The organism is Buttiauxella sp. AC142 (genome assembly GCF_979253435.1).
On record NZ_CEEDCH010000001.1, the window covers coordinates 3,390,567 to 3,414,443 of the forward strand.

25 protein-coding genes are annotated in these 23,877 nt (G+C 49.0%); 9 read left to right on the top strand and 16 right to left on the bottom strand.

Annotated features, from left to right (window positions below; all coding sequences use genetic code 11):
- The first annotated feature begins 21 nt into the window (after positions 1 to 21).
- The gene (locus tag AC0IWZ_RS15790; RefSeq protein ID WP_034497739.1) at positions 22 to 282 is read left to right on the top strand and encodes a YfhL family 4Fe-4S dicluster ferredoxin; all 261 of its coding nucleotides are present in this window, start codon (positions 22 to 24) and stop codon (positions 280 to 282) included.
- Here the strand turns inward: AC0IWZ_RS15790 and acpS are convergent.
- From acpS to AC0IWZ_RS15850, 12 genes are all read right to left on the bottom strand, one after another.
- Complete coding sequence (gene acpS / locus AC0IWZ_RS15795) at positions 279 to 659, bottom strand: holo-ACP synthase (RefSeq protein ID WP_034497740.1); 381 nt, start codon at positions 657 to 659, stop codon at positions 279 to 281. The genes AC0IWZ_RS15790 and acpS overlap by 4 nt on opposite strands.
- On the bottom strand, positions 659 to 1,390 hold the full coding sequence (gene pdxJ / locus AC0IWZ_RS15800) for a pyridoxine 5'-phosphate synthase (protein ID WP_034497741.1): 732 nt from the start codon (positions 1,388 to 1,390) through the stop codon (positions 659 to 661). Before pdxJ ends, acpS begins: the two co-directional genes overlap by 1 nt.
- 76 nt (positions 1,391 to 1,466) lie before the next feature.
- Positions 1,467 to 2,204 carry a DNA repair protein RecO gene (gene recO / locus AC0IWZ_RS15805; RefSeq protein ID WP_034497742.1) on the bottom strand — a complete coding sequence of 246 codons (738 nt, stop codon included), beginning with the start codon at positions 2,202 to 2,204 and terminating at the stop codon, positions 1,467 to 1,469.
- A 4-nt stretch (positions 2,205 to 2,208) separates the two neighbouring features.
- Positions 2,209 to 3,117, bottom strand: coding sequence for a GTPase Era (gene era, locus AC0IWZ_RS15810; protein WP_034497743.1), 909 nt, complete (start codon positions 3,115 to 3,117; stop codon positions 2,209 to 2,211).
- Complete coding sequence (gene rnc, locus AC0IWZ_RS15815; RefSeq protein ID WP_034459305.1) at positions 3,117 to 3,797, bottom strand: ribonuclease III; 681 nt, start codon at positions 3,795 to 3,797, stop codon at positions 3,117 to 3,119. The genes era and rnc overlap by 1 nt, the downstream gene beginning before the upstream one ends.
- A 171-nt stretch (positions 3,798 to 3,968) precedes the next feature.
- Positions 3,969 to 4,943 (bottom strand): signal peptidase I, encoded by a 975-nt coding sequence (gene lepB / locus AC0IWZ_RS15820; RefSeq protein WP_115627570.1) that lies wholly within the window; start codon positions 4,941 to 4,943, stop codon positions 3,969 to 3,971.
- Positions 4,944 to 4,957: 14 nt separating this feature from the next.
- On the bottom strand, positions 4,958 to 6,757 hold the full coding sequence (gene lepA, locus AC0IWZ_RS15825) for a translation elongation factor 4 (RefSeq protein WP_034497745.1): 1,800 nt from the start codon (positions 6,755 to 6,757) through the stop codon (positions 4,958 to 4,960).
- Between the two features lie 206 nt (positions 6,758 to 6,963).
- Positions 6,964 to 7,443: a SoxR-reducing system protein RseC gene (gene rseC, locus AC0IWZ_RS15830; protein ID WP_471678945.1), complete on the bottom strand. Its 480-nt coding sequence runs from the start codon at positions 7,441 to 7,443 to the stop codon at positions 6,964 to 6,966.
- The gene (gene rseB / locus AC0IWZ_RS15835) at positions 7,440 to 8,396 is read right to left on the bottom strand and encodes a sigma-E factor regulatory protein RseB (protein WP_410373501.1); all 957 of its coding nucleotides are present in this window, start codon (positions 8,394 to 8,396) and stop codon (positions 7,440 to 7,442) included. The genes rseC and rseB overlap by 4 nt, the downstream gene beginning before the upstream one ends.
- Positions 8,396 to 9,043 carry an anti-sigma-E factor RseA gene (gene rseA, locus AC0IWZ_RS15840; RefSeq protein WP_120065345.1) on the bottom strand — a complete coding sequence of 216 codons (648 nt, stop codon included), beginning with the start codon at positions 9,041 to 9,043 and terminating at the stop codon, positions 8,396 to 8,398. The genes rseB and rseA overlap by 1 nt, the downstream gene beginning before the upstream one ends.
- A 31-nt stretch (positions 9,044 to 9,074) precedes the next feature.
- A complete protein-coding gene (gene rpoE, locus AC0IWZ_RS15845) occupies positions 9,075 to 9,650 on the bottom strand; it encodes an RNA polymerase sigma factor RpoE (RefSeq protein ID WP_034497749.1) in 576 nt (191 codons plus the stop codon).
- A 22-nt stretch (positions 9,651 to 9,672) separates the two neighbouring features.
- Positions 9,673 to 9,729: a hypothetical protein gene (locus AC0IWZ_RS15850; RefSeq protein WP_370511345.1), complete on the bottom strand. Its 57-nt coding sequence runs from the start codon at positions 9,727 to 9,729 to the stop codon at positions 9,673 to 9,675.
- Positions 9,730 to 10,085: 356 nt separating this feature from the next.
- Between AC0IWZ_RS15850 and nadB the strand changes: the two genes are divergently transcribed.
- A complete protein-coding gene (gene nadB / locus AC0IWZ_RS15855) occupies positions 10,086 to 11,702 on the top strand; it encodes an L-aspartate oxidase (RefSeq protein WP_034497772.1) in 1,617 nt (538 codons plus the stop codon).
- On the opposite strand, the gene trmN is transcribed toward nadB, so the two are convergent.
- Complete coding sequence (gene trmN, locus AC0IWZ_RS15860) at positions 11,687 to 12,424, bottom strand: tRNA(1)(Val) (adenine(37)-N(6))-methyltransferase TrmN (RefSeq protein WP_471678944.1); 738 nt, start codon at positions 12,422 to 12,424, stop codon at positions 11,687 to 11,689. The two genes, nadB and trmN, sit on opposite strands and share 16 nt — an antisense overlap.
- A 133-nt stretch (positions 12,425 to 12,557) precedes the next feature.
- Between trmN and srmB the strand changes: the two genes are divergently transcribed.
- Positions 12,558 to 13,880 carry an ATP-dependent RNA helicase SrmB gene (srmB, locus tag AC0IWZ_RS15865; RefSeq protein ID WP_034497752.1) on the top strand — a complete coding sequence of 441 codons (1,323 nt, stop codon included), beginning with the start codon at positions 12,558 to 12,560 and terminating at the stop codon, positions 13,878 to 13,880.
- Between the two features lie 145 nt (positions 13,881 to 14,025).
- On the opposite strand, the gene grcA is transcribed toward srmB, so the two are convergent.
- Entirely contained in the window at positions 14,026 to 14,409 is a 384-nt protein-coding gene (grcA, locus tag AC0IWZ_RS15870; protein ID WP_034497754.1) for an autonomous glycyl radical cofactor GrcA, read from the bottom strand.
- Positions 14,410 to 14,729: 320 nt separating this feature from the next.
- Between grcA and ung the strand changes: the two genes are divergently transcribed.
- Positions 14,730 to 15,410 (top strand): uracil-DNA glycosylase, encoded by a 681-nt coding sequence (gene ung, locus AC0IWZ_RS15875; protein ID WP_034497756.1) that lies wholly within the window; start codon positions 14,730 to 14,732, stop codon positions 15,408 to 15,410.
- A 54-nt stretch (positions 15,411 to 15,464) separates the two neighbouring features.
- Here the strand turns inward: ung and AC0IWZ_RS15880 are convergent, their stop codons facing one another.
- Positions 15,465 to 16,526 carry a tRNA/rRNA methyltransferase gene (locus AC0IWZ_RS15880; protein ID WP_034497757.1) on the bottom strand — a complete coding sequence of 354 codons (1,062 nt, stop codon included), beginning with the start codon at positions 16,524 to 16,526 and terminating at the stop codon, positions 15,465 to 15,467.
- Positions 16,527 to 16,737: 211 nt separating this feature from the next.
- Here AC0IWZ_RS15880 and trxC point away from each other — a divergent pair, with 211 nt between their 5' ends.
- From trxC to AC0IWZ_RS15905, 5 genes are all read left to right on the top strand, one after another.
- Positions 16,738 to 17,157, top strand: a complete 420-nt coding sequence (trxC, locus tag AC0IWZ_RS15885) for a thioredoxin TrxC (RefSeq protein WP_034497758.1) — start codon at positions 16,738 to 16,740, stop codon at positions 17,155 to 17,157.
- Between the two features lie 71 nt (positions 17,158 to 17,228).
- Positions 17,229 to 17,930: a tRNA-uridine aminocarboxypropyltransferase gene (locus tag AC0IWZ_RS15890; RefSeq protein WP_471678943.1), complete on the top strand. Its 702-nt coding sequence runs from the start codon at positions 17,229 to 17,231 to the stop codon at positions 17,928 to 17,930.
- 34 nt (positions 17,931 to 17,964) lie between these two features.
- Positions 17,965 to 20,625, top strand: a complete 2,661-nt coding sequence (locus AC0IWZ_RS15895) for a bifunctional acetate--CoA ligase family protein/GNAT family N-acetyltransferase (protein ID WP_034497761.1) — start codon at positions 17,965 to 17,967, stop codon at positions 20,623 to 20,625.
- A 114-nt stretch (positions 20,626 to 20,739) separates the two neighbouring features.
- Positions 20,740 to 22,095 carry a CDP-diacylglycerol--serine O-phosphatidyltransferase gene (pssA, locus tag AC0IWZ_RS15900; protein ID WP_471678942.1) on the top strand — a complete coding sequence of 452 codons (1,356 nt, stop codon included), beginning with the start codon at positions 20,740 to 20,742 and terminating at the stop codon, positions 22,093 to 22,095.
- A gap of 60 nt (positions 22,096 to 22,155) precedes the next feature.
- Positions 22,156 to 22,479 carry a YfiM family lipoprotein gene (locus AC0IWZ_RS15905; protein WP_471678941.1) on the top strand — a complete coding sequence of 108 codons (324 nt, stop codon included), beginning with the start codon at positions 22,156 to 22,158 and terminating at the stop codon, positions 22,477 to 22,479.
- Here the strand turns inward: AC0IWZ_RS15905 and AC0IWZ_RS15910 are convergent.
- Positions 22,476 to 23,780 carry an MFS transporter gene (locus AC0IWZ_RS15910; RefSeq protein ID WP_034497767.1) on the bottom strand — a complete coding sequence of 435 codons (1,305 nt, stop codon included), beginning with the start codon at positions 23,778 to 23,780 and terminating at the stop codon, positions 22,476 to 22,478. The genes AC0IWZ_RS15905 and AC0IWZ_RS15910 overlap by 4 nt on opposite strands.
- Between the last annotated feature and the right edge of the window lie 97 nt (positions 23,781 to 23,877).

Sequence of the window (23,877 nt, forward strand, 5' to 3'; positions counted from 1 at the left end):
TGTTGTTATCGAGATTTTCCCATGGCGCTACTTATCACTAAAAAATGTATCAACTGCGATATGTGCGAACCGGAGTGCCCGAACGAGGCCATTTCCATGGGGGATAGCATTTATGAGATCAACACCGATCGCTGCACTGAGTGTGTTGGTCATTACGAAACACCGACTTGCCAGAAAGTGTGCCCGATCCCGAATACCATCATCAGCGATCCCGCGCATATCGAGAATGAAGAGCAGCTTTGGGACAAGTTTGTTCAGTTGCATCACGCCGACAAACTCTAGTTTTCTATGATCACCGTTGCACACGCATAGTGCCGTTCATCGGCAAGCGTAACGTGCACTGAGCGCACACCCATTCTTTCTGCCAGTCGTTCTGCCTCTTCCCAGAATCGCAGTTGCGGTTTACCTAACGGGTCGTTAAACACTTCAAACTGATTAAACGCCAGGCCATTGCGAATACCGGTGCCGAACGCTTTTGCCGCCGCTTCTTTCACCGCAAAACGTTTTGCCAAAAAGCGCACCGGTTGCTGGTGCGCCTGGTATTGCAGCCATTCATTGGCACTCAGCACACGCTTCGCCAGACGGTCGCCCGAGCGTGAAATAACGCCTTCAATGCGCGCTATCTCAACAATGTCTGTGCCGAGGCCAAGAATCGCCATTAGCTACGCGCTTCCTGCATCAGGCGTTTCATTTCTGCCACCGCTTCTTTCAAACCACTCATTACTGCACGGCCAATAATCGCATGGCCGATATTCAGCTCGTGCATTTCTGGCAGGCGAGCAATGGCTTTTACATTGTGGTAAGTCAGACCGTGTCCGGCATTCACTTTCAGCCCTTTTCCAGCTGCGTAAGTTGCTGCTTCTGCAATACGAGCCAGTTCTTTGGCCTGGGTCACTTCGTCTTGCGCATCCGCATAGCAGCCGGTATGAATTTCGATATAGGGCGCGCCAACGGCCACAGCAGCATCAATTTGCGCGTGGTCAGCATCAATAAACAGAGAAACCAGAATTCCAGCATCCGCGAGGCGTTTGCAGGCGTCGCGCATTTTATCCAGTTGACCGGCGACATCCAGCCCGCCTTCGGTAGTGACTTCCTGGCGTTTTTCCGGCACCAGGCAGCAGAAATGAGGTTTAGTTTCGCAGGCAATACCAATCATCTCCTCGGTAACTGCCATTTCGAGGTTCATACGCGTGTCGAGGGTCTGTCGCAGAATGCGGACATCGCGATCGGTGATATGACGGCGATCTTCACGCAGGTGAACAGTAATACCGTCTGCGCCTGCTTGCTCGCAAATGAATGCGGCCTGGACAGGATCAGGATATGCCGTGCCACGCGCGTTACGCAAAGTTGCGATGTGATCGATGTTGACGCCTAACAGTAATTCAGACATGCCTTTCCTCGGGGTCAGAACGGTTTGAGTTCCGGCAGTTTACACCTGAGAAGGAAAGCATGGCTACGCCCAGGCGTTATTGCGGGTCTTGAGGTGATTTGAGTGGTGGTTTTTTGGGCACAAACTGGCGGAACAATTCGCGGCTTTTGAGGGGTTTTCCTCCCAGATAGGGTTTTAACGCTATGCGAGTAAAACGTTTGGCAGCGCGCAAACTGGCTAAATCTGGAAACTCGCGGTTAGCAAGCGCCTTTAATTCGTGGCCAGTGAAGGTGCGGTTATCCACCACAAGGCTTGCGATAAAGCCTTTCTCTTCACGATAGCGATAAGTCATGGTATCGCTGACTTCTTCGCCGCTACCGGCACAATGCAGGAAATCTACGCCGTAACCCAGATGTCCGAGCAGCGCCAACTCAAAACGACGCAATGCCGGTTCAGGAGAACCGCTGGTTCCGGCTAAAGCCTGAATACAATGGAGGTAATCGAAGAATAATTCAGAGAAACGGGTTTCATCTTCAAGCACGCGTGAAACCAGTTCATTCACGTACAGGCCGCTGTAAAGCGTAATACCGCTCAGAGGAAGTGCCAGCGAGACAGCTTCGGCGCTACGCAGTGTTTTAACTTCACCACGTCCACCCCAGCGAACCAGCAAGGGAGTAAAGGGTTGGAGTGTCCCTTTGAGGTTTGAACGGCGAGAACGAGCGCCTTTCGCAATTAAACGAACACGCCCTGACTCTTCTGAAAAGAGGTCAAGCAGAAGGCTGGTTTCGCTCCAGGGGCGACTATGCAGGACAAAAGCCCGTTGCCAGCCTTCCATATTATTACTTCAGATCGTCGGTATAACCCAGACTACGCAGTGCGCGTTCGTCATCTGCCCAACCGGATTTCACTTTCACCCACAGCTCAAGGTGAATTTTGGCTTCAAACATCTCTTCCATGTCTTTACGCGCTTCGATACCGATGGTTTTGATTTTGGCGCCTTTGTTGCCAATAACCATTTTCTTCTGGCCTTCACGTTCAACCAGAATCAAACCATTAATGTCGTACCCGCCGCGGGCATTCGAGACAAACTGTTCAATTTCAACGGTAACGGAATATGGCAATTCCGCGCCAAGGAAACGCATCAGTTTTTCACGGATGATTTCAGAGGCCATGAAACGCTGTGAACGGTCTGTAACGTACTCTTCCGGGAAGTGATGAGTCGCTTCTGGCAGACGTTTGCGAACGATGCTCGCAATCGTATCTACGTTCATGCCGTTTTCCGCAGAAATAGGCACGATGTCGAGGAAGTTCATCTGGCTACCGAGGAATTGCAGATGCGGCAACAGAATGCCTTTATCTTGCACGTTATCGACTTTGTTCACTGCCAGAATCACCGGCGCTCGCGCGTCACGCAGTTTGTTAAGCACCATTTCATCGTCTGCGGTCCACTTGGTCCCTTCAACGACGAAAATAACCAGCTCAACATCACCGATGGAGCTGCTCGCAGCTTTATTCATCAGGCGGTTGATAGCGCGCTTTTCTTCCATATGCAGCCCTGGGGTATCGACGTAAATCGCCTGATACGGGCCTTCGGTATGGATACCCATAATGCGGTGACGAGTGGTCTGCGCTTTACGGGAAGTGATAGAAATTTTTTGCCCAAGCAACTGGTTTAGCAGCGTGGATTTGCCGACATTAGGGCGACCAACGATGGCCACGAATCCGCAAAAGGTTTGTTCTTCGCTCATTATTCCAGCTCCAGCTTGATAAGCGCCTGCTCAGCTGCAGCCTGTTCCGCCTTCCGGCGGCTTGAACCGGTGCCAATCACCGGCTCAGGCAGGCCACTCACCTGACAGTGAATGGTAAATTCCTGATCGTGCGCTTCACCACGAACCTGCACCACCAAATAAGATGGCAGTGGCAAGTGGCGACCCTGCAAATACTCTTGCAGACGCGTCTTAGGGTCTTTTTGCTTATCGCCTGGGCTAATTTCATCCAGACGAGATTGATACCAGGAAAGAATTAAACGCTCAACATTCTGGATGTCGCTGTCGAGGAAAACGCCACCAATTAAGGCTTCTACGGTATCGGCCAGAATGGATTCGCGGCGGAATCCACCACTTTTTAATTCACCCGGCCCAAGACGCAGACATTCACCTAACTCAAATTCGCGGGCAATTTCTGCCAACGTATTGCCACGCACCAGCGTCGCACGCATACGGCTCATATCACCTTCGTCTACGCGTGGAAAACGATGGTAAAGCGCGTTTGCAATAACATAGCTAAGAATGGAGTCACCCAGAAATTCCAGACGCTCATTGTGTTTGCTGCTGGCACTGCGATGCGTTAATGCCTGCTGCAACAGATCCTGATGTACAAAAGTGTAGCCCAGCTTACGTTGCAGCCTATTAATTACGATGGGGTTCATGCGATACCAATTAATGAATGCGTCAATTATTCAGCACACGGAACAGACCTGAAAAAGAGAACCAACGCTGTTTCGTTTGCCGTGGCTCCTCAGAGAGGAGCCAACCTTAATACGGGGGGATATTCTATAGATAACGACGTGGAAAGTCGTTATCTGAATGGATTTAATTGATCAATGAATTCCGCCAATACGACTTAAACGAACACCCGTTGGCCATTCACCTTCTTGTTTCTCGAAACTCATCCAGATTGCGGTAGCTTTACCGACCAGATTTGCCTCGGGAACAAAGCCCCAATAACGGCTATCAGCGCTGTTATCGCGGTTATCACCCATCATGAAATAATGGCCCGGTGGAACAATCCAGGTCGCCAGTTGTTGGCCCGGTTGCTGGTAGTACATACCCAGCTGATCCTGCGCAATTGGCACGGTCAGAATATTGTGAGTCACATCGCCCAAAGTTTCTTTGCGCTCGGAAAGACGGATACCATTTTCTTTGGTTTGGTTCTGTGGCAACTGGAAGAAACCAGAGTTTGCTTCACTGCCGTTACGACGTGCAAATGTCTGCACAAAATCGCTGGGTTCTACATTGCTGTAAGTGATTGGCAATGCGTTGTCACAGGCCTGGCCTGAACTGCAATTTGGCTGAACAGTGACTTCTTTTGCCACAGGATCGTAACTCACACGATCGCCCGGTAAACCGACTGCACGCTTGATGTAATCAAGACGCGGATCTTGTGGATATTTGAACACCACAATATCGCCGCGTTTTGGATGGCCGGTTTCAATGAGCGTATTCTGGTAAATAGGGTCTTTTATGCCGTAGGCAAATTTCTCTACCAGAATAAAATCGCCGATTAAAAGCGTTGGCATCATGGAGCCGGAAGGTATCTGAAAGGGTTCATAAATAAATGAACGCACAATCAGAACTATCGCGAGCACCGGAAATACGGATGCCCCCGTTTCTAACCAACCTGGTTTCGGTCCGACTTTTTTGAGCGTTTTGCCATCAAGCGCATCACCCGTGGCAGCTTGCGCTGCCGCCTGTTTTTCCCGACGTTTTGGCGCAAAGATAAATTTATCAATGCACCATAAAATACCCGTCACCAGCGTCGCTATCACGAGGATTAGCGCAAACATATTCGCCATGCCAACTCCTTAATTTATTTGCTGTCTTTGCCGACATGCAGAATGGCGAGGAACGCTTCCTGAGGCAGTTCGACGTTACCGACTTGCTTCATACGCTTCTTACCGTCCTTCTGTTTCTGCAACAGCTTTTTCTTACGGCTTACGTCACCGCCGTAGCATTTTGCCAGAACGTTTTTACGCAATTGTTTAACGGTAGAACGCGCAATAATGTGTGCGCCGATAGCCGCCTGAATCGCAATATCAAATTGCTGACGCGGGATCAGCTCTTGCATCTTCTCGACCAGTTGGCGACCACGGAACTGTGAATTGCCACGGTGAGTAATCAATGCGAGGGCATCAACACGATCGCCGTTGATCAGAACATCAACACGCACCATGTCAGAAGCCTGGAAGCGTTTGAAGTTATAGTCCAGAGACGCATAACCACGAGATGTCGATTTCAGACGATCGAAGAAGTCGAGGACCACTTCAGCCATCGGAATTTCATAGGTCAGCGCAACCTGATTACCGTGGTAAACCATGTTGGTTTGCACGCCACGTTTTTCGATACACAGAGTGATTACGCTGCCCAGGTATTCCTGAGGCATCAGCATATGACATTCTGCAATCGGCTCACGTAGTTCGGCGATGTTATTCAGTGCTGGCAGCTTAGATGGGCTATCAACATAGATCGTTTCGCCAGTGGTGGTTTCGACTTCGTAGACTACAGTTGGCGCGGTGGTAATCAGGTCGAGATCGTATTCACGTTCCAGACGTTCCTGAATGATTTCCATGTGCAACAGGCCAAGGAAGCCGCAGCGGAAGCCGAAGCCCAGCGCCGTTGAGCTTTCTGGCTCAAAGAATAAGGAAGCGTCGTTCAGGCTCAACTTGCCGAGCGCATCACGGAAGTTTTCGTAATCGTCTGAGCTAACCGGGAACAGACCTGCATAAACCTGCGGCTTCACTTTTTTGAAGCCTGGCAGCGCTTTATCTGCCGGGTTACGTGCAAGAGTCAAAGTATCACCAACCGGTGCGCCGAGAATGTCTTTAATCGCGCACACCAACCAGCCTACTTCACCACAGCCCAGAACATCACGATCGACACGTTTCGGCGTGAAAATGCCCAGACGGTCAGCGTTATACACCTGGCCGGTGCTCATAACTTTAATTTTGTCGCCCTTTCTCATGGTGCCGTTTTTGATACGCACCAGGGAGACAACACCAAGGTAGTTATCGAACCAGGAGTCAATGATCAGCGCCTGCAATGGTGCTTCTGGATCACCTTCAGGGCCTGGGATGTCGCGCACTAGACGTTCAAGAACATCCGTTACACCAAAACCAGTTTTAGCTGAACAACGAACAGCATCAGTGGCATCGATACCTACGATATCTTCAATTTCTTGCGCAGCACGTTCAGGGTCCGCTGCTGGCAGGTCAATTTTGTTCAGAACAGGAACAACTTCCAGATCCATTTCCATGGCGGTATAGCAGTTTGCCAGGGTCTGAGCTTCTACACCCTGCCCGGCATCCACCACCAGCAACGCGCCTTCGCACGCCGCAAGCGAGCGGGAAACTTCATAAGAGAAGTCAACGTGACCAGGGGTGTCGATGAAATTCAGGTGATAAGTTTCACCATCACTTGCTTTGTAATCCAGAGTAACGCTTTGCGCTTTGATGGTAATCCCGCGCTCACGTTCAAGATCCATGGAGTCAAGAACCTGGGCTTCCATTTCGCGATCGGACAAGCCGCCGCAAATTTGGATAATACGGTCAGACAGCGTCGATTTGCCGTGGTCGATGTGGGCAATAATAGAAAAGTTACGTATATTCTTCATAGTTAGAGGTTTTTATGCCTTACAAATCCGGGAAAGCTCGGCGCTACGCGCTGTACAGAGCATGATGTCAATGGCTGTCTTTTGCCTGAAACGCCGCATTCTACACTACAACCAGAAAGCGAGGAAACAGGTCATCATGCAAGCTTAGCTGAGCGATGAAAAGCCGATGGAGTGAGTGTCAAAACAGATGGTGGGCAGCATGCGCTTCACGGGTTATCTGCAGGCGTCATGGTTTCGACTCTGAGCGCATCTGGCGGCAGAGCAACGCTGAGAATAACCGGCTGCCAGTTTTCACGGCGACTGAGTTTCACAGAGAACCCGCGAGCGATAAGAAAACCGCCTACGCCTCCCAGTAATGCACCACAAATCGCGGCAAGGTTTGTATCAAACATCGCCTGAAAAAGAGCAGATACGATAAACAAACCGACCAGTGGAGACATGTAAACCAGTAATGCAGAACCTATCAGGCTGCCTTCAGCGATGCCCAATTCAACTTTTTGACCGGTTACCAGCGGAGTTTCGCAGGCAACCGATAAGGTGTGACTCGTTTGTGGGCCGAGCTTATTAAGGATGCGACTACCGCAGCCAGCGCGTGAAGCACAGCTGCTGCAAGATGCTTTCACATCGCAGCTTAATAATGCTTCACCTTGTTTCCAGGAGACAACGGTTGCCCACTCTTTGATCATTGCCCATTCCTGAATTTGATGCTGTCCGCAATACGTTTTGCCGTTTGCGGCGGTAGTTCACCCACGATGGTGATTTCAGTTTTATCACGAATCTCAGAACTTACGGTGCGACGCCCCGTGCGTAGAATCTGATCGGTGCTATTACTGGCCGCCCGGCTAATATTGACCGAGAAGCTAAACAGACCATCTGAATAAAGACGTGATTCGATAGGGACATCAACCGTTGGTAATGGCCGACGACTGCTGGAAACTTCACTAAATCCTTGCGGCAGCCAGGTCGGTGCCCAGGTAAAGTTAATTTTTTCAGCACCAGGGACTGACAATAACGGCGGTAAATTCGCCTTTGCCAGACTTTGCATTATGCCGTTCGCTTCTTTACTGACGTTAAAGGAGATCACACGGAACTGTTCCAGCGTTTCGCCATCACGGTCCAGCAAATCAACACGCAGGGGTAATTTGGTTTCTGAATCCATCCACACCATATAGCTGTAACGCGTACCGTCTCTGGCCACCACACGGATGACTTCGCAAAGCCTGTCGGCAATACGAGTGCGTCCGACAGAGATGAAGTCGTAATATGGCGTTAAGCGTTTGAAATCGGTGTAAACGATTGATGGAAGCGAATCAACGATGTAATCCCCGGTGAGCGTAAATGGCTCAAGCCCAGGTTCAAAATAGCTGATTTCGCTGCCACGCTGGACGACTTCTCGGCGCGGGCCGTCCATCTGAAGCAATTGAGCAAGCGGACGATTATCAAGCCTTGCATGGCGATACCGTAAGGATTCTATGCCTTGCTTATTAATGCTGATAAATGCCAACTCATAATTGAGTGACTGACTCGCCTGGTTCATTTGCTGCAACAATGCCCCGGACGAAACAGTGTCCGCCGAGGCATTTGAGCTGAACAACAGGCTGCTTGTCATAAGAGACAGGGCATACCAAAGTTGCTTCATTACTGCGATTGAGTTCCTAAAGTTTGGTTTCCTGGCACTTGTACCGCAGCTTGCTGGGTTTGTGCCTGTTCAAACTGGAGTTGCTCGGCGTGTAAACGACGCTGCAATTCGTAATCTTGCAACATGGCATTGATACGTCGACGCTGTTCCTGTACCTGCTGCTGACCCGTACTGGCTGTGCTGTCAGACGGCACACCTAAACTTACCGGACTCGCTTTACCCATCATAGGCAAAGTGTTGAACACTGGAGCCTCGGGTTGAGCAGGGTTGTCAGACTGGCCATTATAGTGCTGCACACCAACGATTACTGCAAGTGATACACATGCAGCAACACCCATTTGGGTAAGTTGGCTAGCCCACGGACGCACCTTGTTCCAGAATGACATTTTCTGCCATTGTTCTGGTTTTGGTTGCTGTTCAGTAATGAGTGGCGTGACATGACGCACTGGCTCATTTTCAATTGCGGCCATGACATTAGCTGCAATATCAAAATGAAGTAATTCACTGGTATCGCCGCGCATTGTGTCGCGGATTAGGTGGTAGCTCTCCCAGCTTTGCTGCATTGATTCGTCTTTCGACAAAATACTTAGCAGTTCGCTATCCAGAGTTTCCCCATCCATTAAAGCGGAAAGCTGTTCTTTCTGCATGCCTAATTACCCTTCCAGTAACCCGCTATCGTCAACGCCTGATAAGCGGTTGAACTTTATTATCAATAGCTTCCCGCGCACGGAAAATACGAGAACGTACAGTCCCTACCGGACAATCCATGATGGCGGCTATTTCTTCATAGCTCAAACCATCCAACTCCCGCAACGTAATTGCCATACGTAAATCTTCCGGAAGTGACTCAATAGTACGGAAAACTATTTGTCTCAGTTCTTCAGACAACATTAAGTTCTCAGGGTTCGAAATTTCTTTCAATGCGCTGCCACTTTCGTAGTTTTCCGCATCAATTGCGTCCACATCACTTGATGGAGGACGACGACCCTGAGCAACCAGATAATTTTTCGCCGTGTTGACCGCTATACGGTACAACCATGTGTAAAACGCGCTATCGCCACGGAATGAATCCAGTGCGCGATAAGCTTTAATGAAAGATTCCTGCACTACATCAGGGACATCCCCTGATGGTACATAGCGGGAAACCAGGCTCGCCACTTTATGCTGATAACGAATTACCAGTAAATTGAATGACTTCTGATCTCCCTTCTGGACCCGTTCGACGAGGACCTGATCCGTTAACTGCTCGCTCATCCGAGGTAATGTCTCCCCAAACCTATTTCCACGCGTAATTGAAAAGCCACCCGAACTCTGCATACATGAGCAAGTTCACGGTTGGAACGCTCGATTTGAGCAAAGTTCCGTTACGCCTTTGTTTTCCTGATCTGTTCCACAAATTATCTCTTCTTGATTATAAGTTTCGTGGCACAAACGGTGACACCTTTTTTATCGTAAAAGGCGATCGCTAAATTGCATGCAGAGTATCGCATGAATCATGATTTTTCATCAGAAAATCTGCCGCTCACGGTGGCCTGACTGCAAATATGGCTTATTCCGCACATAATTCAGATGAAACTGACTTCTGCACGTCGTCCTGTTTAGTTGATATAACACTGCTTTAAAAAAAGCGTGTTGTAGCCCACATCGGGTGATATGCTGGCCCAACCATTGTTTAGTAAATTAAACACGATGAACGCAAATTCCGAACTCGCTTGTGATGTATTAATCGTCGGTAGCGGAGCTGCTGGCCTCTCTCTTGCTTTACGGCTTGCCGAAAACAGCAAAGTAATAGTTCTGAGTAAAGGGCCGATTAATGAAGGCTCAACCTTATATGCTCAGGGCGGCATTGCCGCTGTGTTTGATGAAACGGACAGCATCGACTCACATGTAGAAGATACTCTGATTGCAGGCGCTGGAATTTGTGACCGTGAGGCGGTGGAGTTTGTCGCCAGTAATGCACGTCACTGCGTGCAATGGCTGATTGACCAGGGCGTGTTATTTGATACCGAAGTTCAGCCAAATGGTGCAGAAAGCTATCATTTAACCCGCGAAGGTGGACATAGCCATCGTCGAATTCTTCATGCCGCTGACGCCACGGGTAAAGAAGTAGAAACCACTCTGGTAGGTAAAGCGCTTAACCACCCGAATATTCGTGTCATCGAACGCAGTAATGCCGTCGATTTAATTGTTTCAGACAAAATAGGTTTACCGGGTACGCGACGCGTGGTTGGGGCCTGGGTCTGGAACCGCAATCGTGAAAAAGTGGAAACCTGCCGTGCGAAAGCGGTGGTTCTGGCCACCGGTGGCGCATCGAAAGTTTATCAGTACACCACTAATCCGGATATTTCTTCAGGCGATGGTATTGCCATGGCCTGGCGCGCCGGTTGCCGCGTCGCGAACCTGGAATTTAATCAGTTCCACCCAACCGCATTGTTCCACCCTCAAGCACGTAATTTCCTACTGACCGAAGCCTTACGCGGCGAAGGTGCTTATCTCAAGCGCCCTGATGGCTCACGGTTCATGCCTGATTTTGATGAGCGTGGTGAACTGGCTCCGCGAGATATCGTCGCTCGCGCCATCGATCATGAGATGAAGCGTCTGGGTGCAGACTGCATGTACCTTGATATCAGCCACAAACCAGAAGAGTTTGTACGCCATCATTTCCCAACAATTTACGAAAAGCTGATGGGGCTGGGTATTGATCTCACCAAAGAACCCGTCCCGGTGGTGCCAGCGGCACATTACACCTGCGGCGGTGTGATGGTCGATGAAAATGGGCGGACTGATGTTGACGGGCTATATGCTATCGGCGAAGTCACTTATACCGGTCTGCATGGTGCAAACCGTATGGCTTCAAATTCGTTGTTAGAATGCCTGGTTTACGGCTGGTCAGCGGCTGAAGATATTATAAAGCGTATGCCATACGCCCGAATTTCCAGAAAACTGCCGGACTGGGATGATAGCCGCGTCGATAATCCAGATGAACAAGTTGTGATTCAACATAACTGGCATGAGCTTCGCCTGTTTATGTGGGATTACGTTGGGATTGTACGATCCACGCGCCGTCTGGAACGCGCACTGCGCCGAATTACGATGTTGCAGCAAGAGATCGACGAATACTATGCCAACTTCCGCGTGTCGAACAATTTGCTGGAACTGCGCAACCTTGTGCAAGTTGCTGAGTTAATCGTGCGCTGTGCCATGATGCGTAAAGAAAGCCGGGGTCTGCACTACACTCTGGACTACCCGGATTTGGCCGAAAACTCTGGGCCAAGCATTCTTTCGCCACTCTACATAAATAAATAGAAATCCTGGGTCAGGCTGCAATAGCCTTCGGAATACTGTTGGTCTGGCCCACGAATGATTAATCGTTCAGTAAAGTATTCACCATCTGTTGGTGACAACGCCAACATGACTCGATGCGGCATACGCGTTTCATTATCTGCGATATCTGTACGGTAACGTACAAACCATCCCTGTGTTTTTGCCAGTTCACAAAAAGCCGTTCCCGACGTTTCAGGCATGATCACACAGAAAAAGCCATCCTCAGTGATCAACTGTGCGGCACTACTCAACAACGCGTTATGATCAAGCGTTGTGGTATAGCGAGCCTGAGCACGCTCCGGCGAAGCACAATCACTGCCCTGGGTAAAAAACGGCGGGTTGCTGACGATTAACGAGTAACGTTGCGTGGCTTGTTGCGCCCATTCACGAATATCAGCGCAATGAACCGATATACGCGAAGACCACTTGCACCCTGCGGCGTTTTCCGCAGCTTGCTCAGCGGCAACAGGATCAAGTTCTACTGCATCGATCGTGACATTATCAGGCGTGCGCTGCGCGAGCATTAATGCCAGTAAGCCGCTTCCGGTGCCAATATCCAATACGTTTTTCACATTTGCTACGGGTACCCATGCGCCCAGCAACGTGCCATCAGTTCCGACTTTCATTGCACATCTGTCGTGCGCTACAAAGAATTGTTTAAAGGTGAATCCATCACGACGCAATACTGCTCTTTGACTGCACATCTTAGCTACCCTGTAGAGAAACGGGTGTAGCATAGGGGAAAGTTGCTGCCAGGAAAAGCGTCAGTTATCCACACAAACAGATGAAGATCGCAGCCATAACGTCTATAATCGGCGCCCTACATAGAGGAAGACCATGACTGTAACCACTTTTTCCGAACTGGAACTTGACGAGAGCTTGTTGCTCGCGCTCCAGGACAAGGGCTTTACCCGCCCGACAGCTATTCAGGCTGCCGCCATTCCACCTGCACTTGAAGGGCGTGATGTCCTCGGTTCCGCACCAACCGGTACCGGTAAAACAGCCGCTTATTTGCTGCCTGTGTTACAGCATTTGGTCGATTTCCCGCGTAAAAAATCTGGCCCACCACGTATTTTAATCGTCACGCCAACGCGTGAACTGGCAATGCAAGTGGCCGATCACGCTCGTGAGCTGGCAAAACATACACATCTTGATATCGCAACTATCACTGGTGGCGTGGCTTATATGAACCACGCTGAAGTGTTTAGTGAAAATCAGGATATCGTTGTCGCAACAACGGGCCGCCTGCTGCAATACATCAAAGAAGAAAACTTTGATTGCCGTGCGGTTGAGACACTGATTCTTGATGAAGCCGATCGCATGTTGGATTTGGGCTTTGCGCAGGATATCGAAACCATTGCTGCAGAGACTCGCTGGCGCAAACAAACCATGCTGTTCTCTGCCACGCTTGAAGGCGATGCAATCAAGAACTTCGCTGAGCGTTTGTTAGAAGATCCTGTTGAAGTTTCAGCAACGTCATCAACACGTGAACGCAAAAAAATCCACCAATGGTACTACCGTGCCGATAATATTGAGCATAAAACCGCTCTGTTGGTACACCTGCTGAAACAACCGGATACCACTCGTTCAATCGTCTTTGTGCGTAAACGCGATCGTGTGCATGAACTGGTTGCCTGGCTTCGCGAAGCGGGGATCAATACCTGCTATCTCGAAGGCGAAATGGTGCAGATGAAACGTACCGAGGCAATCAAGCGTTTGACTGATGGCCGCGTGAACGTTCTGATTGCAACTGATGTTGCCGCGCGTGGTATTGATATTCCAGAAGTGAGCCATGTGTTTAACTTCGATATGCCACGTACTGCTGATACCTATCTGCACCGTATCGGGCGTACGGGTCGTGCCGGTCTGAAAGGCACTGCAATCTCATTGGTTGAAGCGCATGACCATTTGCTGCTAGGCAAAGTCACTCGCTACATGAAAGAACCAATGAAATCTCGCGTGATTGATGAGCTGCGCCCAACCACCCGCGCACCGAGTGAAAAACTCACCGGAAAGCCGTCGAAGAAAGTGCTCGCTAAGCGCGAAGAGAAGAAGAAAGACGAGAAAGAAAAACCGCGTGTGAAAGTGCGTCTTCGCGATAAAAAGAATGTCGGTAAGCGCCGTAAACCAAGCAGTACGAAAACCGATTCAGCTGAATAATTCATCAGCAGCTATATAAACCGTCTCCCAGGAGGCGGTTTTTTTATGATTTGAGTTAGAGTTTTAACCATTTTGTTACATTTCTGAATCAGAACCATAAAAAAAGCCGGTGCAACTGCCACCGGCTTTTTAAATACTTTAGAAATTACAGGCTTGCAGTGAAGGTACGAGCAATCACGTCACGCTGCTGTTCTGCAGTCAGTGAGTTGAAACGTACGGCATAGCCAGAAACACGGATAGTCAGCTGCGGATATTTTTCTGGGTGTTTAACAGCATCTTCCAGAGTTTCACGACGCAGAACGTTCACGTTCAGGTGCTGACCACCTTCTACACGAACTTCAGGTTTTGCTTCCACACCGATTTCACGATATTCGAACTCGCCCAGTTTGCTCACTGCGACAACTTCGTCCTCTGCAAAATCTGCTTTAGCACAGACACAACGCGCTTCGCCTTTCTCGCTGTCCAGCAGCCAGATAGAGTTCAGGAGTGAATCATTTGCAGCTTTAGTAATTTGGATACCAGTAATCATTTTATTTCTCCCTATGGGCTAATTTTGTGATTCTATTTCGGGCCATAAACTGGCTCATTGGTAAAACCATTGTTGCGTTACTGATCTTTATACTAGCCAAACCGGCTTCAAACTTTGATTTAAATCAATTAAATCCATGCCATCAATGTGCCTATGATATCATTTATTTGTTTTACATCAACTTAGCTGGCCTGGTTGAAATTAAAAATTATGTAAATTTTCAAATTTTTTTAGGTTTAAGTCTCAACAGTGACTCATCCATTTTGTTTAGAAGAAAGAAGCCGTTAAGCTAGTGAGATTCCAAATCGCAGGAGAGCGAGATGACGCCCCCCCTCACCTGGCACGATGTGCTGGCTCAAGAAAAGCAACAACCCTATTTCATTCATACGCTAGCAACCGTTGCTGAACGACGCGCTGCTGGAGTCACGGTTTATCCTCCTCAGAAAGACGTATTCAACGCATTCAGATTTACGGAGCTGGGTGACGTGAAAGTGGTCATCCTTGGACAAGACCCTTATCACGGTCCAGGGCAAGCACACGGTCTGGCATTCTCTGTTCTGCCTGGTGTTGCAGTGCCACCGTCTTTAAAGAATATGTACAAAGAATTGCAGAGCGACATTGCTGATTTTGTGCAACCCAATCATGGTTATCTCGAAAGCTGGGCGCGTCAGGGCGTACTTTTACTCAACACAGTATTAACCGTCGAGGCAGGTAATGCGCATTCGCATGCGAAATTAGGCTGGGAAGCATTCACAGATAAGGTAATTGCGCTGATTAACGAACACTGTGAAGGCGTCGTATTTTTACTCTGGGGATCACATGCGCAGAAGAAAGGCAGTTTTATTGACAGAAACCGCCATCACGTTTTACAAGCCCCTCATCCCTCGCCTTTATCGGCGCATCGTGGTTTTCTGGGATGTGGGCATTTCTCTAAAACCAATCAGTATCTGACCGAACGCAACCAGCCCGCAATTGACTGGACGCCGGTCTTGCCAGAATAAAGAGACAAAAAAGCCAGCTTTCGCTGGCTTTTTAAAACGGTCATTCTCAAAGCATTACGCTTTGTTTTGACGCCACCATTCAGACAACAACACACCGGTTGCCACTGATACGTTCAAGCTTTCAACATTACCAGTGCCTGTGATCGCGACGCTCATGTCAGCATTTTCAAAGGTCGCATCAGAAACACCTTCGCGTTCCTGACCTAACACCAGAACCATTTTCTTCGGCAACTCAGCTTTGAAAAGCGGAGTTCCTTTATGGCTTGATGTTGTGACAATCGCGTAACCGGCTTTACGGAATTGCTCCAGGCCTTCTTCGAAAGTCTCGCCGCTGATTGCTTCAACATGCTCCGCACCGCCTTCAGCAGTACGAACCGCAGCGCCAGATTCCAGCATTGCTGCATCTTCCACCAGCAAGCCTTTCACACCGAAATGTGCGCAGCTACGCATAATGCCGCCGAGGTTATGCGGGTTAGCCACGTTTTCCAGCGCCAGAACACAATCTTCTTCGCCAGCTTTAGATAACCAGCTGTCAACAGTAATGCCGCGACGCTTTTTAATGATGAAGCAAACGCCACCGTGGTGTTCTGTACCGGATGCTTTAACCAACTCCGCATCATCTACCACATGGTAGGCTTTACGGTTTGCAGCCATCCAACGCAGTGCTTCTTTGAAACGCGGGGTCACGCTCTGGATGAACCAGGCGCGTACGATGCAATCAGGACGGCTCAGGAACAAAGCCTGACAAGCGTTCTCACCGTAAACACGTGTTTCTTCCGCACGTTGGCGGCGAATGATTTCAGGGTCAACAATAGGTCTGCCATTGGCACCCATTTGCTCGCCTGCTTCAGACACTTCTTCTCTTGGCGGTCGTGAAACCGTGCGCCATGGGTTATCACCACGATCTTCACGATCGTCACTACGATTCCGCTCGCGCCCTGCGCCAGGTTTATCATCGCGACGTGGACCACGACGGCCCTCACCGCGTGACGCTGCTGCCGGACGCCCACCACCTTTACCTGTGCGCGGGTTTTGGCTGCGTTTTTCGCTGTCATCGTCACCGCGGACATACATCACTTTGACCTTGCCGCTTTTACCTTTAAATTCGTCGTTCATGCTTTTCTCCACCTGGCTGAGCGCGTGGCGCGCAGATTACCCGATGTGGCACTGGTTAGCCATTAACTTTGGTCAAAAGCCCACAACTATTGTATTCATCGAATAAATCACTTTGCTGGCACTCGACTAATCGCTGATAATATTTAACATATAAGAAACATCATCTGTGAATTTCGCCATTTTTGGACAACACATCCTTTAGAGGTTAGTTATGAATACCGTTTGTGCCGCCTGCCAGGCAATTAATCGCATCCCCGATGAGCGTATTGATGACGGTGCCAAATGTGGCCGTTGTGGTCATGAGCTGTTCGATGGTGAAGTGATTAATGCCACCAGCGAAACCCTGGATAAATTGCTGCAAGACGACTTACCAGTGGTTGTCGATTTTTGGGCGCCATGGTGCGGCCCATGTGTCAACTTCGCGCCAATCTTTGAAGATGTGGCGGAGGATCGCAGCGGCAAAGTCCGTTTTGTTAAAGTGAATACAGAGGCGGAGCCAGCGCTAAGTGCTCGTTTCCGCATCCGCAGCATTCCGACCATTATGGTGTTTAAAAAAGGTGAAATGGTCGACATGCTAAACGGTGCGATGCCAAAGGCCCCGTTTGAAAGCTGGCTGAACGAAAACATCTAAGCCGCGGGCACGTTTATTGTGCCCGGATACTTCATCTACGTTAGAATGGCGTTTTTAAGCTTGTTTATCTGATGACTGAAAACGCCGTCTTACGTCTTCGCGCTGAACGCCTGGAGCGTGCAACTCGTCCTTTCCTTGCCCGTGGTAATCGCATACGCCGTTGCCAGCGTTGCCTGTTGCCGCTAAAAACCTGTCTGTGTGAAACGCTACAACCTCAGAATGCACGTAGCCGCTTTTGCCTGGTGATGTTTGATACAGAGCCGATGAAGCCAAGCAATACCGGGCGATTAATTGCCGATATTTTACCGGATACCGAAGCATTTCAGTGGTCACGTACAGAACCACCTCAGGCATTGCTCGATTTAGTCAGCTCCCAAGATTACCAACCAATGGTGGTATTCCCGGCATCTTATGCAAGCGTTGGGCGCGAAGTGCTGACCACCCCACCAAAATCTGGCAAGCCACCACTCTTCATTATGTTGGATGGCACGTGGACCGAAGCACGCAAGATGTTCCGCAAAAGTCCTTATCTTGATGGACTTCCGGTGATTTCAGTCGATTTAAGTATTGTCTCTGCCTATCGTCTTCGTGAAGCCCATGCCGAGGGGCAATACTGCACGGCGGAAGTCGCTGCGGCATTGCTTGCCCTGGCAGATGATGAACAAGCCGCCATAGGTCTGACGGAACATTTCACGTTATTCCGTGAGAGGTATCTGGCAGGGAAACCTCATCATCAATCCAGCATCACAGCACCGGAGCCAGAAAGCGTTTAAACTCACTGAGTTAATTCTCAGGAGAGAGAGAGCTATGAGTCAACGTGGGCTGGAGGCGCTGCTGCGCCCCAAATCAATTGCGGTTATCGGGGCTTCTGCAAAAACAGATCGCGCGGGTTATTTAATGATGCGCAATCTCCTGGCTGGCGGTTTCAACGGCCCGGTCATGCCGGTAACACCCAGCCATAAAGCGGTCTGCGGCGTGCTTGCCTGGCCTGATATTGCAAGCCTCCCCTTCGCCCCCGATCTCGCCGTCATCTGCACTCACTCAAAACGTAACCTGGAATTACTGCAATCACTGGGAGAAAAAGGCTGTAAAGCCTGCATTATTCTCTCCTCTCCCCCTGAACAATTGCCTGATTTACTGGCTTGCGCTGCACAGTGGCAGATACGTTTACTTGGCCCAAATAGCCTGGGTTTACTTGCTCCGTGGCAGGGCCTCAATGCGAGCTTCTCACCTGTCCCGATTCAAAAAGGTAAGCTGGCTTTTATCTCCCAATCTGCGGCTGTTTCTAACACCATTCTGGATTGGGCACAGCAACGTGAAATGGGCTTCTCGTGGTTTATTGCGTTAGGCGACAGCCTCGATATTGATGTTGATGAATTACTGGATTATCTGGCTCGCGATACCAAAACGAGCGCCATTTTGCTTTATCTGGAACATTTGAGCGATGCGCGGCGTTTTGTTTCGGCCGCGCGAAGTGCTTCTCGTAACAAACCCATTCTGGTGATTAAAAGCGGCCGTAGCACCAAAGCACAAGAATTGCTGAAAACACATCCCGGACTCGATGCTGCCTGGGATGCGGCGATTCAACGAGCCGGTTTGTTACGGGTGCAAGACACTCATGAACTGTTTTCGGCCGTAGAAACATTGAGCCATATGCGACCGCTTCGCGGCGAACGCCTCATGATTATCAGTAACGGCGCTGCTCCAGCAGCGTTGGCGCTGGATGAGTTATGGTTACGCAATGGCAAACTGGCAACATTGAATGAAGAAATACTCGGTAAGCTAAAAGGTGCTTTGCCCATCAGTGTTGAAAGTGGCAACCCGTTAGACTTACGAGATGATGCCACGCCAGAACGTTATCTTCACGCCGTGGAGATCTTACTTGATAGCCAGGATTTTGATGCACTAATGGTGATCCATGCCCCGAGCGCTGCAGCGCCGGGGACTGAGAGCGCCACCGCATTAATCGACTTAATCCGCAGGCATCCACGAGGGAAATACATCACGTTGATTACCAACTGGTGCGGTGAGTACTCGTCTCAGGAGTCCAGGCGCTTGTTCAGTGATGCCGGTATTCCGACTTATCGCACGCCTGAAGGCGCAGTTACCGCCTTTATGCATATGGTGGAATATCGTCGCAACCAAAAACAGCTGCGTGAAACACCCGCGCTGCCCGCCAATCTGCAAGCGAATGCCAGCGAGGCGCATCAATTGCTGATGCAGGCATTAAAAGAAGGCGCGACTTCACTCGATACACATGAAGTGCGCCCTATCTTGCAGGCCTATGGCTTGAACACATTACCGACCTGGATTGCCGGTGATAGTGCGGAGGCTGTGCATATTGCCGAGCAGATCGGATATCCCGTGGCATTAAAGCTCCGCTCTCCCGATATTCCACATAAATCGGAAGTTCAGGGGGTAATGCTTTACCTCAGAACAGCCGCTGAGGTTCAACAAGCCGCTGATGCCATCATCGACCGTGTGAAAATGGCGTGGCCGCAAGCGCGAATTCATGGGTTATTGGTTCAAAGCATGGCTAATCGCGCAGGCGCTCAGGAACTACGAATCGTGGTTGAGCATGATCCTGTCTTTGGCCCTTTGATTATGCTGGGCGAAGGCGGTGTAGAATGGCGACCAGATCAGCAAGCCGTTGTCGCATTACCTCCGTTGAACATGAACCTTGCCCGCTATTTAGTTATTCAGGCGATAAAAAGCGGAAAAATTCGTGGGCGTAGCGCGCTACGCCCATTAGATGTTCCCGGTATTAGTCAGATTCTGGTTCAGGTTTCTAACTTAATTGTCGATTGTCCGGAAATCCGTCGCCTGGATATTCACCCACTTCTGGCTTCTGGAAACGAATTCACATTGCTGGATGTCACCTTACAGCTCGCTGAATTCGAGGGTGATCCGGAGACCCGGCTGGCTATCCGTCCTTATCCATACCAACTTGAAGAAAACGTGGTCCTCAAGAATGGTGAGCAGTGCCTGTTTCGCCCGATTCTTCCAGAAGATGAACCACTGCTACGACAGTTTATTTCCCTGGTCACCAAAGAAGATCTCTACTACCGATATTTCAGCGAGATCAACGAATTTACCCATGAAGATTTAGCCAATATGACCCAGATCGACTACGATCGAGAAATGGCATTCGTTGCAGTCCGGCAACAAAACGGTAGCAGCGAAATAATCGGCGTAACTCGTGCAATCTCCGACCCAGATAATATTGATGCCGAGTTTGCGGTGCTGGTGCGCTCTGATTTAAAAGGACTTGGATTAGGCCGAAGACTACTGGAGAAACTTATTGCCTATACGTTAGAGCATGGGCTTCAACGACTTAACGGCATAACAATGCCAAATAACCGTGGCATGGTCTCATTGGCCCGAAAACTTGGATTCGATGTCGATATACAACTGGAAGATGGCATTGTCAGCCTGACACTTCCATTGATAAAAAGCATGGATTCGTGAGTAAGGTACTGGAAAACTTACTCACTTTGCGGGTCAGTAGTGGTATTATCAGCAAGTTCTGACGTCTGGATTTTGCAGAAGGCCATCCAATGAATAGAGAAGATACGCACTGTGATGTTGTCTAAATTTAAACGCAATAAACATCAACAACACCTTGCCCAATTGCCGAAGCTTTCTCAGTCAGTTGATGATGTAGAGACCCTTTTCTCCCCAGCGGATTTCCGTGAAGTCCTGCTGCAAAAAATTGCTAGTGCAACTCGCCGCATCTGTATTGTCGCTCTATATCTTGAGCAAGACGATGCGGGTAAAGCCGTGTTAGCTGCACTTTACCAGGCGAAACAACAACGCCCGGAAATTGAAGTGACTGTCCTGGTAGACTGGCATCGTGCTCAGCGAGGCCGAATTGGTGCTGCTGCAACTAACACAAATGCCGACTGGTATTATCGCATGGCCGAAGAACATTCAGGTGTAGATATCCCTGTTCACGGTGTGCCTGTGAATACTCGCGAAGCGTTGGGCGTTCTGCACTTCAAAGGCTTTATTGTTGATGATTGCGTGATTTATAGCGGCGCCAGCGTGAATGACGTTTATCTACATCAGCATGATAAATATCGTTATGACCGCTATCAGGTCATCTGTAATCCGCAGCTTTCCGACATCATGTATAACTGGATGCAGCAAAATCTGGTGCGTGGACGTGCGGTACATCGCCTCGATAGATTACATAGACCAAAAAGCCCTGAGATTAAAAATGATATTCGTTTGTTCCGCCAGGAATTGCGGGATGCGAGTTTCCATTTCCAGGGGAATGCCGATAACGAGCAGCTTGCCGTTACGCCTTTGGTTGGCTTGGGTAAAACAAGCTTGCTCAATAAAACTATCTATCATTTGATGCCGTGTACTGAGCAAAAATTAGTTATTTGCACGCCTTATTTCAATCTTCCGGCGGTACTGGTACGAAATATTATTCAGTTGCTTCGCGAAGGTAAGCAGGTCGAAATTATTGTCGGCGACAAAACGGCGAATGATTTTTATATTCCGGAAGATCAGCCATTTAAGATAATCGGTGCATTGCCTTATCTCTACGAAATTAACCTTCGTCGCTTCCTGAGCCGTTTGCAATATTACGTTAATAGCGGGCAATTAATTGTGCGTTTATGGAAAGATGAAGATAACAGTTATCACTTAAAAGGTATGTGGGTAGATGACGAGTGGATGCTGCTGACGGGAAATAACCTGAACCCGAGAGCATGGCGGCTGGATCTGGAGAATGCGATTCTTATTCATGATCCTAAACACGAACTCACCACGCAACGCGATCATGAACTGGAATTGATCCGCACGCATACTACTGTCATTCAGCATTATCGAGATTTACAGAGTATTGCGGAATATCCTATAAAAGTTCGTAAGCTCATTCGCCGTTTGCGACGTATCCGCATCGACCGTTTGATCAGCCGTATTCTGTAATTCATCGTTATACTGATAAAACCCTGCTTGCAGGGTTTTTTTATAGCCTGAGGATAGTGAATGCTTCGTTTATTACTTCCATTAGTGTTCCTCTTGAGTGGTTGCAGCCATATGGCGCAAGATCAGTGGCACGGGCAGGATAAAGCTCAACATTTTATCGCCTCTGCAATTCTTTCCGCTGCGGGGAATGAATATGGTCATCATCAGAACTGGAGTGATTCCCGTAGTGCTAATTTTGGTTTCTTATTTTCAGTCAGTCTTGGGGCAACAAAAGAGTTTTGGGATAGTCGTGAGGCAGGGAGCGGGTGGAGCTGGAAGGATTTCACGTGGGATGTAGCCGGTGCGGCCACCGGCTATGCAATATGGCAATTTGCCAAATATTAAAGTTTTATTCCTTTACCCTTGCGATGTAGCAACAGTGACACCAGGAATGCTAAAGCTCCCATTCCGGAGACATACCAGAAAAATGCTGTTTCCATACCGATAGATTTGAGGGAAAGCGCAACATATTCCGCTGAACCACCAAACAGCGCATTGGCTACGGCATAAGATAAACCGACACCTAATGCCCGGACTTCTGGCGGGAACATTTCAGCCTTCAAAATCCCGCTGATCGAAGTATAAAAACTGACGATTAACATAGCGAATATGACAAGGCCAAATGCCGCGTAGGGAGAGGTGACGTTTTGCAAAGCGGTAAGAATAGGAACTGTCACTACCGTCGCTAATCCACCAAAGAACAGCATGGAATTACGGCGACCAATTCTATCTGATAAAGCTCCAAAGAAGGGCTGTACCAACATAAATATAAACAATGCGAACGTCATTAATGCGCTGGCAGTATTAGCATGCATTCCTGCTGTATTAACCAAATACTTTTGCATGTAAGTCGTGAAAGTATAAAAACTTAGTGAACCGCCAGCGGTAAATCCAAGAACCATAATAAAAGCGCGGCGGTTTTTCCAAAGGCCGCCCAGAGTCCCTGCATCTTTGTGTTCCCGGGTCGCTTTATCTGAAGTTTCATCTAATGAACGGCGTAAATAGAGGGCGACAACGGCAAGTACTGCGCCCAGTGCGAAAGGTATCCTCCACCCCCATTCACGCAACTCTCCATCACTGAGAACTTGTTGAAGTACAACCACAACGAGTAGCGCTAAAAGCTGCCCACCAATGAGTGTTACGTATTGAAAAGAAGCATAAAATCCTTTACGGCCCTCTACTGCCACTTCACTCATATAAGTTGCACTCGTACCGTATTCCCCTCCTACAGATAGCCCCTGAAATAAGCGAGCCAGTAAAAGCAGTGCTGGGGCCCAGGTGCCAATGGTTTCATAGCCTGGTAAACAGGCGATCACCAAAGATCCGAAGCACATCATACAAACTGAGATTAGCATTGAGTTTTTACGCCCATGCTTGTCGGCAATATAACCAAACAACCAACCACCAATCGGACGCATTAAAAAACCGGCGGCAAATACCCCGGCAGTTTGTAGAAGTTGTGTTGTGTTGTTACCTGAAGGGAAAAAAATATGGGCGAAGTATAGCGAACAGAAGGAATATACGTAGAAATCAAACCACTCAACCAAATTCCCCGATGATGCTCCAACAATGGCCCAAATACGGCGGCGTGTATCTGAACTTGTAAGAGCGGTTTTATCCTGCTGTGTTGATACTGTTTCAGTCATTTTAATTTTCTCCTGTCTTCCTGAATAGGCGAACGCCCAAAGATCCAGTAAAGCAGGAGATAAAACAGATGCGACTCAGAGTTATCTGTTTCGATGT